The following is a 13,963-nucleotide window of genomic DNA, read 5'->3' on the forward strand; positions in this document are numbered from 1 at the left end:
ATTCTGCTCACAACCAGTTTTTTGTATAGTTATTTTAAATCAATAATGATGTCTTCCATTTGGAATTGTTTTTGATCGGCGGTTATACTGCCTTTGTATCCCTTATCTTCTTCAATAGGCTCATAATTACGTAATTCTACCTCGGGAGTTATAATAAGCTGAGTAGCCTGAGGATCAACTTTTTCATATATGGCGCCCCATTTAGTCGAGTGCTTATGAACAGAATAACTCCCACTTTGTTCTTCTTGCGAATAACGATTTTCTAAATTATCCTTAACTAATAATTCAACGATAGCGCTATCCCACTTTTCATATAATTTATTAGTGTCAATTTGTTCAAATAGAAGATGAAACGAATTTGGAGATATCGTTAGCTTTTGAAGATGTACTGTAAGGTCATTTTGACTAAGCTTTTTATCTAATTTATAAATATCAATGTCTGCTTTGTTTAAAGTAAAGTTAAATTTCCAATTACCCTCGATGGGCTCGTTATCAGTGGTTCTTCCTGGGCGCAAATAATCTATATTCCATTCTATTGGTAAAGAGGTTTCTTCTTCCTCCATTTTCATAGTGATAATACCTACATACTTATTCTCACTCTCTGATACTTTACTTGCCTCATGACTTCCAGTTTTAGGAGAGCCTTGAAGGTGAGGTATCCCTCTAATTACCAAGGGGTTCCCAAGATCTCTATTGGCCTTGATTGTATACGTCACAATCATAGATTCACCATCGTAAATGGCATCATCAACAGTTACGTTTACCCCATTACTTGTTGCTGTTAAGTTAATCATAGTAGCATTTTCAGCGTAGTCTCCATAAAATTCTCCATTTTTATCTCTGTAATCATAAAAGAATTTATAAATATTACTAATTACTGGAATATTGTCCGCGTAGGCTGTGAAGGAAAGTCCTACTAAAGCAGAGATACTGAGTCCTGCAGCAAGAGAAGCGGCAGCTAAAATCTTTTTTCCTTTCTTTTGTTTAGGAGAGATTTTATTTTTTAATTCTTTTTTTACCTTCGCTCTCTCAAATTCACTAACTTCGATTTCTTCAAATTCATCTAGATCTATATCAATTTCATTAAATTGCTTGTAAAGGTCCTTCATACAAAGCTACCTCCTAGAAGAAATTTTGTAACCTGTCCATTTAGCCTTTTCTTTCCTCGATATATACGATTATCGACAGACGCTTTTGTTTTTCCAAGCTTCTTAGCGATTGCCTCTGTGCTTTCGCCAAGAAAAAAACGCATGATGAAGATTTGTTGGTCGATTGGGTCTAGCTTATGGATTAATTGCATTAGCTCGTTTCGGTTTTCTGTAAGGATTAGACGTTTTTCTATTGAATCAGCTGGCTGAAGCTCCATCTGCTCACTGGAAACCTCCATATTACGAGTTGCTTTTCGGTAGTAATCAATTGCCTTAAATTTAGCAATCACACAGATCCATTTTTTAAAATCAGTTGTATTCCCATTAAAATCCTTGGAGTGATCCCAAATGGATAAAAAAATATCATTAATACATTCATCCATCATTCCACCATTATTTAAAGGGGAGAGAACCTTGTAGGTAACGCCCTTTATTAGCGGTAAGTAATTATCCACAATATATTCGAGTGCATCTTCTTTTCCAGATTGCAGCCTGTGGATAAAATTAGATTCAGTTGATTTCATCTACAATAGCTCCTTTTGGTAGTTGTAAAAGCTTTTACACTCTATATAACGTCTACGATTTTGATTTTTCTCAAAAATAAAATATTTATTTTAGAGTAACATGAGAAAGTAAAAAAATGGGCATAAAAAAAGGCTGCGTGTTGCACGCAGCGATGGCTTATTGACTATTTTTACTTTGCTGAAGTATTTGTGATTCCCCTGATAACTCCCAGTTCTCTACTGTTTCGTATGCTTGCTCAGGGGTATAGCCTTTACCGACTAGAACCCCCATAAGTATAAATTCTTGTAGGATGTGCTTCGTATTAATGCCTCTTTCCACATCATTTAGACCTTCATTTACAAGGTACTCCGTATATTGAATCCATTGATCTGGAAAGGCAACTGGCTCAGGAGCATTGCTTGTGGTAGTAGATGCAGTGTTTTCAGTTGCTGTCTTCTCAGGGGCATTCATCGCAAAATTCTCCGTTAAAATATAATTATACAATTGGGCGTGCTTCATTTCGTCTGTTAATATCTCAAAGACAATGTCTCTATACTCGCGATAGGGAAGGCCTTCCCGTATGACTCTGTACTTTTCCATTGCTTTTAGCTCACCGAAAAATGCTTTCTTAATACCACTTATATAATCGGCTGGAGGTACGAATTGCTCTTCCGTGGTTATGACAACCTCATTACCAGTTACTGCTTTGTACATTTGTTTGAACCATTGATTATGCTTTACTTCATCGTTTCGAATGGAGGTGATTATTTCAATTTGCTCTTGCGTAGGAGCTAAGGAAATTAAATAATCATAAAAAACTTGATCTTCTTTTTCTCCTTGTACTGCTTCCGCTATTAGTGCTAAGGATTGTTGAAAAGCCTGTTGAGCATACATCTGCTGGTTGTAGTTTTCTGTTTTATTCATACATTTCCCCTTTTGTTATAGTCCTTACCTAGTCTATGAGAAAAGGGGAGAAAGAGTGTTTATAATTTAATTCCAGAAACTGCACGTTTAGCAACAGTTAGTCTGCCGTTGTCAGATGTTAGTCTTACTTGATGAGTCCCTGCACCAAAGACTGTTTTAGAATTACGTTCCCCAAAAATATCTACTTTGCCCCAATCGACTTTTGCAGAGATAGATACATCTGAAGGGTCGGATTCTGTTTCAATCATGATACTTCCGTTGTCAGTTTTAAGATCAATCATTCGATCAATGCTAGTTGTTAACAGTTCAATTCGGCCGTTGTCCGTTTTCCCCAGGATATCCCCATTTACATATTGCATGGTGATGCGGCCATTGTCAGTTTCTGCATGAACTTTCTCAGTATCCACATTGCGCAATTCGATTCGCCCATTGTCGGTTGTTGTCGTTAGCTTGTCACTCTGCACTCGGTCTAGCTCAATCCGTCCATTATCTGTTTTAACTTCCATTAAGGTAGAAGCTATTTCTTGAAGTAAAATAGACCCGTTGTCGGAATTGACCTTTACAATTTTGCCAAGTAATTTCTCTGCTCGAATACGACCGTGATCAGACTTCATAGTGATAGTTGAATAGAGCTTTTTTGGTAGTGCGACATTTACTTTCAATTCCTTGACTTGAAAAATAAAAGTAAAGAAGCTCATTTTTTTAGACTTCAACTTAACAGAAAGTGTATCACCAATCACTTCAGCCACGAATGAAAGCTTTTCACTTTCTCCAATTAGCTCAACGATTGTTTCATCTGACTCAGATGGAAACAGATTTAGAGCTCCATAGTCTAGATCTATTAACACATTAGTAAACGTAGAGTCCGGAATACGTATCAACTTATCGCTTGTAAATGTTTTAGGCTGGGACTTTACCGGAACATAGTTTTCAAGAAGCTCCTGTGCAATCTGCTTTGGAGAGCCAAGTGAAGAAGAAATATCAATATCGGTTTTCCCATCCTCTCGTGCATTAGAGAAATACTCTCGAATATCCGATACTATTTCGTTACGCTCGTCAGCTGTCATTTGATGTAATGCAAGTTCCAATTCCTTAATAAATTGTTGCTCATTCATTTTTTACACCCTCTTCGATTAGATTATTCACACCATCCGTAAAGCTTTTCCATTCCTTTAATTGCTCATGAAGATATGTTCTACCGAGATCCGTCAGCTTATAATATTTACGTGGGGGACCTTCCGTTGATTCCTGTAAATAAGTTGTGAAGTAGCCTTCCTTTGTTAATCGTCTAAGGAGTGGATAAACTGAGCCCTCAGAAATCGAGATTTGATCTGATATTTTTTGTACAAGTTCGTAGCCATATCGATCCTGCTTATCCAATAAGACAAGCACGCACAGATTTAGTACACCCTTTTTAAATTGTATATTCATTTTTCTTCACTCCCTTCGCTACTATTTAATAAACAGTACCGTTGGAAGTAATATACCATATGCTATTATACAATGCAAGGTACTGGATAAAATAATGTGTGTTAGGGTACATTTTTTGATTTATGGGCTTTTCTGAGACCGTAATGGGACACTTTCTATAAGCTTATGGGCGATTCTGGCCGGTTAATGGGTCACTTTCACCAAGGTAATGGGCGAATTCGCTAGGAGAAGGGGCGAATTAACGATTTATGGATGTATATATAGATTTACTGGCGAATTTGGCGGATTAATAGATCACTCTCTCCATGGTAGTTAATAGGCGCGGATGCACTACAAGTAGGGTAGCTTCTATAATTTAGTAATGCTACCCAGCAGTACGGTATAATAGAAGAATAATATTTTATAGCTTAGGAAGGGCAGTGGAAAGAATGTTTAAATGGCAAGGGGCGGCTGGTGTTTTTTTTAATGAGCGAAAAGAAGTGTTAATGGTTTTACAGGCAGCACCGGGAGAGGATAAGCTGTGGACAGTTCCTTCAGGGACGGTGGAGGAAGGGGAAACCTTTGAAGAATGCTGTGTCCGAGAATTTTGGGAGGAGACAGGCTTAACTGTTCGTCCAATTGAAATGATACATAAAAAAAGTGGAGTATTAAGTGATTATGGTATCTCGTATTATGTAGAGTACTTTATAGTAGAATTTATAAGTGGAGAATTAACGATTCATGATCCAGATGAATTTATCCATGAGATTGCTTGGAAGTCATTTGACGAAATGAAGAACTTGCCACTAGCTTATCCGGATGATATCCACATAATAGAAAAACTTTTAAAAAACTAGAAGGCTAGCCTTCTAGTTTTTAGTATATTCTACAATAGCATCACGTAAAAATTGCGCCGCACCTGGTTGCACCTTATCGTAATAAGCTTTAAAGCGTTCGTCTGCTACATACATTTCAGCTAGGCCTGCATGCGCTTCCGTTGAATATTTTGGCCAATGAAAACTTATCCACTGTTTATGCAGTTCTGCTGTCTTTTGCCCGGGTTTACTTGTTGGGTCACCAGCAGCAATCGCTTCTTTTAAGCTATCTAATACCTCTTGCTCTAATTTTACAACCTCCTCATATTGTTCTTTGGTCATGTTTTTTAGCCTAGCATAGGATTGGTCTACAGCATCATTCCCATAATTGTTTCGAATTTCCTCACCATACATATCCTCATTGTTGTCCACAAGCTCTTGTTTAAATCCTTCAAATTTTTCTTTGTCTGTCATTTTAATACCCCTTTCATATTCTTGAATCGATTTATCCACATTATTTATTAACAAATCTAGCTGAGCTCTTTTTTGAATTAGTTTTTCCTTATGCTCCTTTAAAGCAACAGTACTGTCGAATCCTGGTGAAATGAGGATTTCTTTTATTTGTCCCAAGCTTATCCCCAACTCTCGGTAAAACAATATTTGTTGAAGGCGATTTACCTCCGCTGATCCGTACATTCTATAACCTGCTTCGCTTAGGCTTGCTGGTTTTAATAAATCAATTTCATCGTAGTAGCGAATAGTTCGAGTACTAATTCCAGCAAGTTCTCCAAGCTTCTGAATTGTATATATCATTACTTCACCTCCTGATATATGTAGTGTAAAGGTTTACGTAGCGTGAAGGTCAAGGCTTAAAAAGAATTTTTTTCAAAAACCTTTTTGACCGCACTTTACGAAAAGTATTTTCTATCTTATCTTTGAACAAAGGGGGTTATTAAAATGACTACAATAGCTTTTATTAGACATGGTGTGACAGCTTGGAATAAAGAAGGACGAGCGCAGGGTAAAACGGATGTGCCGTTAGATGAAGAAGGAATTTTAATGGCAGAGCGAGTTGCCGAGCGGATGGGAAAAGAGCAGTGGGATGTAATGTATACTAGTCCACTAATTAGAGCAAAGCGTACAGCTGAGATTATAGCCGAAAAGCAACCTAAGATTAATTTTAATACAGATATCCGTTTAGGAGAAATTGGTGGAGGTCTTATTGAGGGAACTACCGAGCAAGAACGAGTAGATAAGTGGGGACTAAAATGGAGAGAGCAGGATATGGGCTTCGAGAAGGAAGAAGTCATTATCGCTAGAGGGATGTCCTTTATCGAGGATATACAAAAGGCGCATCCAGGTAAGAAAATCATAGTTGTTAGTCATGGGGGCTTTCTTGCTAGAGTTTTAAATGCACTTATACCAGGTGGAGATTTCTCAAATGATATTGGAAATACCTCAGTTACCATCGTTGAGTTAAAAGACGAGAAAAACCATTGCCACCTATTTAACTGCATGAAGCATTTAGAAATGAGGGAGGTATGATGGAAAAGGACGCTTCCTATTATATTGAGCATTTAGGCTTAGAGCCACATGCAGAGGGTGGATACTTTCATTCAACCTTTTCCTCTGACAATACAATAAGTGCAAATGGATCAGATAGAAAGCTATACACAAGTATATACTTTTTACTTGGGGAAAAAGATATCTCTCATTTACATCGTTTGAAATCAGATGAACTTTGGTATTTTCATGGGGGCGATCCTTTAACCGTCCATGTAATTGATCAAGAAGGAAGTTACCATGAATACAAGCTTGGATTAGATATAGTGAATGGTGAAGTCCCACAATTAATTGTGCCTGGAAAATCCATCTTTGGTTCATCGGTTTCAGAAGGGGGAGCATTTTCTTTAGTTGGGTGTATGGTTGCACCGGGCTTTGAATATGAAGACTTTGAACTATTCACACAGGATGAGCTGCTAAAGAAATATCCTGAGCATGCTTCAGTCATTTATAAGCTTGCATACAAAAGTATTCCAAATACGTATTAGTTATGAAACGTAATGAACTATTAGAGAAATGAAATATAAAACAAGCTTAAACCGTATTTTTAAGCTTGTTTTATCTTCAAAACGTTGCACCTACTGTCACCATAGAGAGTTTTTGCTTATTGACGCACAATGGGCATGGAACAACATCTGAATGACCCGCCTGACTTAATAATTTCGGAAAAGTCTACCTCCAACACTTCGTATCCGTGTTTTCTCATTTGGTCGTTCACGCCACGGTTTACAGGTAAACTCAGTACTCGATTTTGACCAATCGACAATACATTGGTCCCCATAGAGAACTGTTCCTGTTCGCTCACTTCTATCAAATGATACATGCTTGATAAATGCTCCACCGTTTCCTGATCGAGCGCATCTGGAAATATTAATGCATCTTTTGAGGAAAGAATATTGAATACACAATCTAAGTGCAAATACTTTGGGTTAAAAGGGATGGGGATAATTTCAAAATCAGGTAATTCACTTTGGAGATTTTGAATAGCATTCTGACTTGTGCGATGACTAATCCCTATAAATACACGTTTTCCGTCAACAATTACATCGCCACCTTCAATCGAATGATTGGAGAGTTTCTTATATGTTATATCATGTTCCTTCATCCACTCGGCAAGCACCTTCTCTTCACCTTGACGAATGGGATTCGCCATTTCAGAAATAAAGAGATGATTGCCCAAAGTAAAACCAATATCTCTAGTGAAGACTTGTTCAGGATGGTCTTTACTTGGTTTTAGTTTAATTACCTCGATTCCTGCATCCCTTAAAGTTTGTTCAAATTGCTTATGCTGGGACAGGGCAAGAGATCGGTCAATATTATCATTTATATATTGTTTTTGAACATCATTAATCACTTCTTTAATTTCCATATATTGAGGTTCACATAAGAATACCTTTTTTAGTGAGCCATATTCACTTTGACAATTTATTTGTGTTATATCTTCTATCATCTTCACTATAATTCATCCTCCAGTTTATTCATTCACCCTTTATATTCCCCAAATCAGTATTTTATAACCTATTGGTAAAATTTATTTGTTGTTTCAGGAAATCGAGTAAGGGGTAAAGACCCATAAAGATTTGTGCGAACAAGATAGTGGAGGAGATTATATGATTACGAAGGAACAAGCGTTATTAACAAAGGAAGACTTTAAAACTAGAACAGACTTGCCGAGTTGGCTGTATAAGGAATACGAAACATTTCACAATACGGTAACTGATAAAACATTCCCGTGTTTTTTTGGAATGAGTGGCGAACTGAAAGGCGAGCTCCGCTATGCTTATATTAGTCAAGATGACTGGAGTAACTTACCTTATGCAGTAGCAGATTTTCTGGACTTATTTAAATTACCAAACTATAAGAGACATGGTCTTTTTGTATTTGTTGAGCCTTTTGAACAAGAAGGTTCTATTGATGATTACCGAAAGCAATTTTGGGATATCCTTCAGTATTTACATGAGGTCGATGAGGTGGAATGGCCGGAAGATAGTCCTCGTGACCCGGACCACTATTTATGGGATTTTCGATTTAATGGAGAGCCAATATTCGTATTCGGAAATGCACCTGCCTATAAGAAGCGCAAGACACGACACTTAGGAAACGCAATGGTGCTAGGATTCCAACCACGGAAAATATTCGAGGGGTTAGAAGGAACGGAAAAAGGTGGAATTATGTCACGTGAGAAAGTTCGTAAACGTGTAGAAGCATGGGACCAGCTCCCTAAGCATCCAGATATCGGTCACTTCGGTGATCCAACTCATAATGAATGGAAACAATCCTTTATAGGTGATGACATTGAGCCGATTCAAGGTAAATGTCCATTTCACCATAAATCGCAAGCTTAAGTCCCCTTTTTAGGGGATTTTTTTGTTGTTTAGGAAATTAAAAAGTTCTGAACCTGTGGGTAAATTGATGTCTAGCTTCATCGCCTTGCCCCTCGGGGTCAAATGGATAAAAGCTACTCCTGCGCAAGCTCGTCGCAAACAAGAGCGTTTGCGGTGGCTGAGGAACTGCCTCCTCGCTTTTCTCCATTTGCCTGTCGGGGCAGACATAGGCGCTTGCGCTTTTCTTGATTAATGAAGGACGGTAAAGGAGATATGCATATCTTCCCCTAAATATTTATAAATAATAACGAGAAAAAAGGTATAGTGCCTATACTAATTGAAATACAATAAGGTAGACGAGTGTTCGGAGGCCTTAAATATGACAAAAAAAATTGCGGTAATCTTAGTGGTAATATTTTTCTTTACTATAATAGAAGCAGTTTTAACAACGAATAAAGAGGAAGAGCCGAAAGAGTTTATAAAGAAAGAGGAAACAGCAACCGGAGGGCAGGCAGTTGTCTCTCTCGTTTTTGAGTTAGCAGAAAAAAGGCAGGTTATAAATGTTCCGTTTATCGTTGGCGAGACCGATACGGAACAATTGTACGAGCTATGGGGAGTACCTGATGAAAGCAGTAACCTCTCCAATGATATTTATGATACTTATCTAACTCGTTACGCAACGATTGGACATCATTCGGGAACAGTTTTTGACGTTAGAACTAATTCCTCATATATACAGGAAGTTCAGTTAAAGGACATCCATTCAGTTGCAGGTGAGCCAGACATGATACGAAGCTACCAGGATGAGGGGAAAGAAGAAACTATCCTAGTTTATGAAGTAGCTCCAAATATACAATTAAAGTGGATTTTACCGAAGCCAACAGAAAGTGTTCCTAATCCCAATGTTCATCATATTTCAGTATACACAGATTTAAAAGAGGCAAGCTCCCCAGTGAAAACTTCTTCAGTAGACCGAATGACCTTAGAAGAAAAAATTGGTCAAATGATTTTTGGAGGAATTGATGGAGTGGAATTATCGGAGGAAGGTAGGAGAATGGTTAGGGAGGATAAGGTTGGTGGTGTTATCCTTTTTAAAGATAACTTAGTGAATGCAAACCAAATCGTAACCTTACTGAATTCCTTAAAGGCTGAGAATCAGGAAGAAGACCCTCCACTTTTTTTAGGGGTAGATCAAGAGGGAGGACGAGTGACTAGGATTCCGGAACTTAATGATTTACCAACGAACAAACAAATTGGTCAAAAAAATAATTTAGATTTAGCAAAACAATTAGGGGTTATATTAGGTAGGCAACTAAATGCATATGGATTTAATCTAGACTTTGCTCCTGTAATGGACATAGATAGTAACCCTGACAATCCCATTATTGGCGATCGTTCTTTTGGAAGTAATCCTAAAGTGGTAAGTGAGTTTGGAATTTCAACTATGAAGGGTTTACAAAGTCAAAATGTTATCTCGGTTATTAAGCATTTCCCTGGTCATGGTGATACAGAAGTTGATTCGCATGTTGAGCTACCAATAGTAAATAAGGATTTAAAGGAACTTGAAGAGTTAGAGTTAATTCCCTTTGAAAATGCTATTAAAAGCGGAGCTGATGTTGTAATGATTGGTCATATTCTTTTGCCTAAGATAGATGAGAATATGCCTTCTTCTATCTCTAAAAAGATTATTACAGATATACTGCGTGATCATTTACAGTATGAAGGAGTCATCATGACGGATGATATGACAATGAAGGCTATTTTAAATCATCATGAAATAGGAGAGGCAGCAGTAGAAGCTATAAAGGCTGGCAATGATATTGTATTAATCGCTCATGACTATGAAAAAGTAGAAAGAGCAATTCAAGCTATTTTAGATGCTGTCCGTAATGGAGAGATAAAAGAAGAACAGATTAATAAGAGTGTGGATCGTATTCTCCATTTAAAAGAAAAGTACCAACTAAGCAACAATCAGCTTTCTTCCATTAATATAGAAGAGATCAATAATTTAACGAATGAGTTCACTAACAATATTTTGAAATAATAAAAGCTTCCTATTTAAATAGGAAACAAAAGGTATGGAGTAGAAATCTCCATACCTTTTTATTTTTATAAGCAAATTACTATATGTGATTATCTTTAACCAAGCTTGTCTATCATATAGTGATGAGGAATAATAATTTATAGTCCGTTATTTTTTAAGTTAATCGAAAGGGAACCATTTGTTTGTAATTGGGCAAAATAAACCTCTTCTATAGATTGAATTCCTTGCTTACGTAGTTTTTTCATTAACCAATCTTCATCTAAGTTTAATTCTTTGAGATTTTTACGGACAATTTTACCATCTGATATAATTTCAGTAGGCATATAAGTCGGTAATGACACATCTGCCTTCACATCTTGCTTTGTTGCTCCTTGTTCCGCAGGCTTTTTAAAAACACTAAGCTCTCCATTTGTCTCTAATACCGCGAACTGTACGTCATCTATGGAAAAAATGGATTGCTCTCTTAGTAACATCATGACATCATCCATATTCATGCGTGCAGATTTTAAGGATTTTAAAGAAATTTTTCCATCTTTGACTATAATGGTTGGCTCATCATCTAATAGCAGACGTATTTTTGGGGAAAGCTGCGAGATATATGTCATTATGATTGTAAGTACTGCCCACCATATTAACGATATAATTCCGTCCACAAAGGGAGTTTCTTTTTGCGACGCTATTTCCGCTGCTATAGAACCAATTGTTATTCCTGTGACGTAATGGAAGAAAGTTAGTTGGCTAATTTGTTTTTTTCCCATTATTCGTGCTAAAAATAGTAAAACAGCAAAGGAAATGGTGGTTCTCCAAATCATTTCCCAAAAGCTAATGTCACCCATTGTGATCGATACTCCTTTAAATAAATATAATACTAAGTATTGTGCACCACTTCCTTCAATGTATTCTCTAAAAGATAATTTTATAAAATCTAAGGTTTTAAGATATAATAATGAAACTAACTCTGTTGATAGGGAAGTGTGCAAAATTGTCTCAAATTGCAACTCAGGATAAACAGGGAAATCCTATTTATCCAATTATGGTAGCCATGGGAATATGTCATTTATTTAATGACACGCTACAATCTATAGTTCCAGCTATGTTCCCCATTTTAAAAGATGAAGTAGGATTAACCTTTACACAGCTAGGCTTCATTTCGTTTGCGCTTAATATGGTTGCTTCTTTACTACAGCCAGTTGTAGGCTTTATAAGCGACAAAAAGCCAATGCCTTATGCACTTCCTCTAGGAATGGTAAGTTCCTTTATTGGTGTGGTCGGACTGGCTTTTGCAACGGATTATTGGATTATAATCATTGCGGTATTGTTTTTGGGTTTAGGCTCGGCGGTCTTTCATCCTGAGGGGTCGAGAGTTTCTTATATGGCAGCGGGTAATAAAAGAGGGCTTTCTCAGTCTATTTATCAGGTGGGAGGAAACTCCGGACAAGCATTGGCCCCTCTTATCAGTGCATTTATCCTAATTCCACTAGGGCAAAGGGGAGCTGCATTGTTTTTAATCGTGGCGGCGATCGGAATCTTCATGTTAAGCAAAATTTCAAGTTGGTACAAGGCACAGCTGAATGAGGTCAATTTGGCAGCTAAGAAAAAAGCATTTATATCTTCGTTGCCTGCTTTAACTAAGAAACAAGTAGGCATTGCTCTTGGACTTTTAATGGTCGTTATTTTTGTGCGTTCTTTTTATGTAACGAATATTACTAGCTTTTATATATTTCATCTGACCGAGAATTACAATTTTGTTACGCAGAAAGGCCAACTTATCGTTTTCCTATTTCTTGCTGTAGGAGCAGTGGGAACATTTTTTGGAGGTCCTATGGCTGACAAAATGGGTAGAAAAAAAGTAATAGTCATCTCAACTGTTGTCCCAATTCCTTTATGTCTTATTTTACCTTATGTACCTGTTTGGGCTATTTTGTTATTGTTAGCTGCTATTGGATTTTTAATAATGCTCAGTTTTTCTGTGACAGTTGTTTATGCCCAGGAACTAGTACCCAACAAGATTGGGACGATGGCGGGTCTCACAGTAGGACTGGCCTTTGGAATGGGAGCCTTGGGATCCGTTCTTATAGGTATTTTAATGGATTACATAGGGATCTATTCCACAATGGTCGTGGTGTCGCTGCTACCCTTACTAGGAATAGTAGCATTTGCCTTGCCAAGGGATGGCAGGTCTTAAAATGTGGTAAAGTTAAAATCCTCAAAACAAAGAGACTGTAAGCCAACTTCAAAATTTTCTTCTGAGGTGGTTTACAGTCTCTTAAACAGTTCAATATATAATATGTTATCTTGCTTTTAGTGTACAATCATCTGGTACTTGAGAAGGATCTGTAACTAAATTATCTTGAATATGAACTTGCTGCATTTTGTTATTATGCATAAATTTGAAAATCCCGTTATCAAAATCTGTTCCTATTTCCTTGAAGAATATTCCTTCTTGGCACATATTTTTTGCGCATGTAAAGGAAACCTTGTAAGTTTCTCCGTCATTGACTAAATATGCTCTTACACCTTTTTCAAAGACGCCTTCTTCTTCATCTTTAATAGCACGTTCAACTGATACCACATGGAAATCAACAAAAGGGATTTCTTTTAACAAGACATTCATAAACGATCCTTTAGTAATTTCTTCCCATCTACTTTGGGCAGTTTGTCCAATGATTATTTGTGTAATATTCAGGTTATGAGCAACTTCTTTAATTACCTTAGGAGAAGGACGTTTTTCATTATCCCGAATGATAAATTCTTCTACGTCTAGTTCTTCTGCTAATGCTTTCCATTGATCTACGTAACCTGACTTTTCTGCATCGAAAGCATCGTATGGAAGTGGATCCACTGTTAATATATAAAGAGGGCAGTCCATAATACTAGCCATTTTGTGTCCTCTTCTAATAAGTCGTTCACCGTTTGGTCCATAGTATACGCAGACAAGTATACTTTCATCCATCCTACCTTTTGTGCGTTTCACGGTTGTCTACACCCCATTTATCTTAGTCTCATCTATTCTAGTGACATGTACAAAATAATGCAAATTATAAGCTATAGTAAACACTATAAGTGCAGAGAAGTGTGGTTTAGTGTATAATTTACTTAGGAAAAACAAGAATATACCTAATTTAATATCGTTAAGGAGTGAAAAAAAATCATTTTCTCCTTAATACTGCATAAAGAGATTGTAAGGCCTAGTCTCTTGTTGCTGGCTTTACCCTCTATGATCAGGCTACC

General features: G+C 37.1%; 16 protein-coding genes. 6 read left to right on the plus strand and 10 right to left on the minus strand.

Annotated elements, in window-relative coordinates:
* Positions 1 to 29 precede the first annotated feature (29 nt).
* The 5 genes from M3627_RS05680 to M3627_RS05700 form a co-directional block, all read right to left on the minus strand.
* Positions 30 to 1,109, minus strand: a complete 1,080-nt coding sequence (locus M3627_RS05680; protein WP_251553275.1) for a DUF4179 domain-containing protein — start codon at positions 1,107 to 1,109, stop codon at positions 30 to 32.
* Positions 1,106 to 1,672, minus strand: coding sequence for a sigma-70 family RNA polymerase sigma factor (locus M3627_RS05685; RefSeq protein ID WP_251553276.1), 567 nt, complete (start codon positions 1,670 to 1,672; stop codon positions 1,106 to 1,108). The genes M3627_RS05680 and M3627_RS05685 overlap by 4 nt, the downstream gene beginning before the upstream one ends.
* A 157-nt stretch (positions 1,673 to 1,829) precedes the next feature.
* A complete protein-coding gene (locus tag M3627_RS05690) occupies positions 1,830 to 2,576 on the minus strand; it encodes a ferritin-like domain-containing protein (protein ID WP_169358441.1) in 747 nt (248 codons plus the stop codon).
* Between the two features lie 59 nt (positions 2,577 to 2,635).
* Entirely contained in the window at positions 2,636 to 3,691 is a 1,056-nt protein-coding gene (locus M3627_RS05695; RefSeq protein WP_251553277.1) for a DUF4097 family beta strand repeat-containing protein, read from the minus strand.
* Entirely contained in the window at positions 3,684 to 4,007 is a 324-nt protein-coding gene (locus tag M3627_RS05700) for a PadR family transcriptional regulator (protein WP_169358443.1), read from the minus strand. Before M3627_RS05700 ends, M3627_RS05695 begins: the two co-directional genes overlap by 8 nt.
* A 428-nt stretch (positions 4,008 to 4,435) precedes the next feature.
* On the opposite strand from M3627_RS05700, the gene M3627_RS05705 reads away from it, so the two are divergent.
* The gene (locus tag M3627_RS05705) at positions 4,436 to 4,843 is read left to right on the plus strand and encodes an NUDIX hydrolase (RefSeq protein WP_251553278.1); all 408 of its coding nucleotides are present in this window, start codon (positions 4,436 to 4,438) and stop codon (positions 4,841 to 4,843) included.
* A gap of 12 nt (positions 4,844 to 4,855) precedes the next feature.
* On the opposite strand, the gene M3627_RS05710 is transcribed toward M3627_RS05705, so the two are convergent.
* Positions 4,856 to 5,614: a MerR family transcriptional regulator gene (locus tag M3627_RS05710; RefSeq protein ID WP_169358445.1), complete on the minus strand. Its 759-nt coding sequence runs from the start codon at positions 5,612 to 5,614 to the stop codon at positions 4,856 to 4,858.
* 144 nt (positions 5,615 to 5,758) lie between these two features.
* Between M3627_RS05710 and M3627_RS05715 the strand changes: the two genes are divergently transcribed.
* The gene (locus tag M3627_RS05715; protein WP_251553279.1) at positions 5,759 to 6,346 is read left to right on the plus strand and encodes a histidine phosphatase family protein; all 588 of its coding nucleotides are present in this window, start codon (positions 5,759 to 5,761) and stop codon (positions 6,344 to 6,346) included.
* Positions 6,343 to 6,852 (plus strand): cupin domain-containing protein, encoded by a 510-nt coding sequence (locus M3627_RS05720; RefSeq protein WP_240949588.1) that lies wholly within the window; start codon positions 6,343 to 6,345, stop codon positions 6,850 to 6,852. Before M3627_RS05715 ends, M3627_RS05720 begins: the two co-directional genes overlap by 4 nt.
* A gap of 116 nt (positions 6,853 to 6,968) precedes the next feature.
* Here the strand turns inward: M3627_RS05720 and M3627_RS05725 are convergent, their stop codons facing one another.
* Positions 6,969 to 7,814, minus strand: coding sequence for a dimethylarginine dimethylaminohydrolase family protein (locus M3627_RS05725; protein ID WP_205963979.1), 846 nt, complete (start codon positions 7,812 to 7,814; stop codon positions 6,969 to 6,971).
* Between the two features lie 160 nt (positions 7,815 to 7,974).
* Between M3627_RS05725 and M3627_RS05730 the strand changes: the two genes are divergently transcribed.
* Positions 7,975 to 8,709, plus strand: coding sequence for a YqcI/YcgG family protein (locus tag M3627_RS05730; protein WP_169358447.1), 735 nt, complete (start codon positions 7,975 to 7,977; stop codon positions 8,707 to 8,709).
* Positions 8,710 to 8,746: 37 nt separating this feature from the next.
* Here the strand turns inward: M3627_RS05730 and M3627_RS05735 are convergent, their stop codons facing one another.
* Positions 8,747 to 8,896, minus strand: a complete 150-nt coding sequence (locus tag M3627_RS05735) for a hypothetical protein (RefSeq protein WP_251553280.1) — start codon at positions 8,894 to 8,896, stop codon at positions 8,747 to 8,749.
* Between the two features lie 171 nt (positions 8,897 to 9,067).
* On the opposite strand from M3627_RS05735, the gene nagZ reads away from it, so the two are divergent.
* Positions 9,068 to 10,732, plus strand: coding sequence for a beta-N-acetylhexosaminidase (nagZ, locus tag M3627_RS05740; RefSeq protein ID WP_251553281.1), 1,665 nt, complete (start codon positions 9,068 to 9,070; stop codon positions 10,730 to 10,732).
* Positions 10,733 to 10,869: 137 nt separating this feature from the next.
* Here the strand turns inward: nagZ and M3627_RS05745 are convergent, their stop codons facing one another.
* The gene (locus tag M3627_RS05745; protein WP_251553283.1) at positions 10,870 to 11,568 is read right to left on the minus strand and encodes a YetF domain-containing protein; all 699 of its coding nucleotides are present in this window, start codon (positions 11,566 to 11,568) and stop codon (positions 10,870 to 10,872) included.
* Positions 11,569 to 11,765: 197 nt separating this feature from the next.
* Between M3627_RS05745 and M3627_RS05750 the strand changes: the two genes are divergently transcribed.
* On the plus strand, positions 11,766 to 12,917 hold the full coding sequence (locus M3627_RS05750; protein ID WP_251553349.1) for an MFS transporter: 1,152 nt from the start codon (positions 11,766 to 11,768) through the stop codon (positions 12,915 to 12,917).
* Positions 12,918 to 13,022: 105 nt separating this feature from the next.
* Here M3627_RS05750 and M3627_RS05755 read toward each other — a convergent pair whose 3' ends face one another.
* Positions 13,023 to 13,706, minus strand: a complete 684-nt coding sequence (locus M3627_RS05755) for an adenine nucleotide alpha hydrolase family protein (protein WP_169358450.1) — start codon at positions 13,704 to 13,706, stop codon at positions 13,023 to 13,025.
* Between the last annotated feature and the right edge of the window lie 257 nt (positions 13,707 to 13,963).

The organism is Psychrobacillus sp. MER TA 171 (assembly GCF_023713305.1).
Classification (GTDB): Bacteria; Bacillota; Bacilli; order Bacillales_A; family Planococcaceae; genus Psychrobacillus.

Excerpts from the sequence above, each read along its gene's own strand:
- M3627_RS05680 (WP_251553275.1), bottom strand. The coding sequence starts at position 1,109 with ATGAAGGACCTTTACAAGCAATTTAATGAAATTGATATAGATCTAGAT.
- M3627_RS05685 (WP_251553276.1), bottom strand. The coding sequence starts at position 1,672 with ATGAAATCAACTGAATCTAATTTTATCCACAGGCTGCAATCTGGAAAA.
- M3627_RS05690 (WP_169358441.1), bottom strand. The coding sequence starts at position 2,576 with ATGAATAAAACAGAAAACTACAACCAGCAGATGTATGCTCAACAGGCT.
- M3627_RS05695 (WP_251553277.1), bottom strand. The coding sequence starts at position 3,691 with ATGAATGAGCAACAATTTATTAAGGAATTGGAACTTGCATTACATCAA.
- M3627_RS05700 (WP_169358443.1), bottom strand. The coding sequence starts at position 4,007 with ATGAATATACAATTTAAAAAGGGTGTACTAAATCTGTGCGTGCTTGTC.
- M3627_RS05705 (WP_251553278.1), top strand. The coding sequence starts at position 4,436 with ATGTTTAAATGGCAAGGGGCGGCTGGTGTTTTTTTTAATGAGCGAAAA.
- M3627_RS05710 (WP_169358445.1), bottom strand. The coding sequence starts at position 5,614 with ATGATATATACAATTCAGAAGCTTGGAGAACTTGCTGGAATTAGTACT.
- M3627_RS05715 (WP_251553279.1), top strand. The coding sequence starts at position 5,759 with ATGACTACAATAGCTTTTATTAGACATGGTGTGACAGCTTGGAATAAA.
- M3627_RS05720 (WP_240949588.1), top strand. The coding sequence starts at position 6,343 with ATGATGGAAAAGGACGCTTCCTATTATATTGAGCATTTAGGCTTAGAG.
- M3627_RS05725 (WP_205963979.1), bottom strand. The coding sequence starts at position 7,814 with ATGATAGAAGATATAACACAAATAAATTGTCAAAGTGAATATGGCTCA.
- M3627_RS05730 (WP_169358447.1), top strand. The coding sequence starts at position 7,975 with ATGATTACGAAGGAACAAGCGTTATTAACAAAGGAAGACTTTAAAACT.
- M3627_RS05735 (WP_251553280.1), bottom strand. The coding sequence starts at position 8,896 with ATGGAGAAAAGCGAGGAGGCAGTTCCTCAGCCACCGCAAACGCTCTTG.
- nagZ (WP_251553281.1), top strand. The coding sequence starts at position 9,068 with ATGACAAAAAAAATTGCGGTAATCTTAGTGGTAATATTTTTCTTTACT.
- M3627_RS05745 (WP_251553283.1), bottom strand. The coding sequence starts at position 11,568 with ATGGGTGACATTAGCTTTTGGGAAATGATTTGGAGAACCACCATTTCC.
- M3627_RS05750 (WP_251553349.1), top strand. The coding sequence starts at position 11,766 with ATGGTAGCCATGGGAATATGTCATTTATTTAATGACACGCTACAATCT.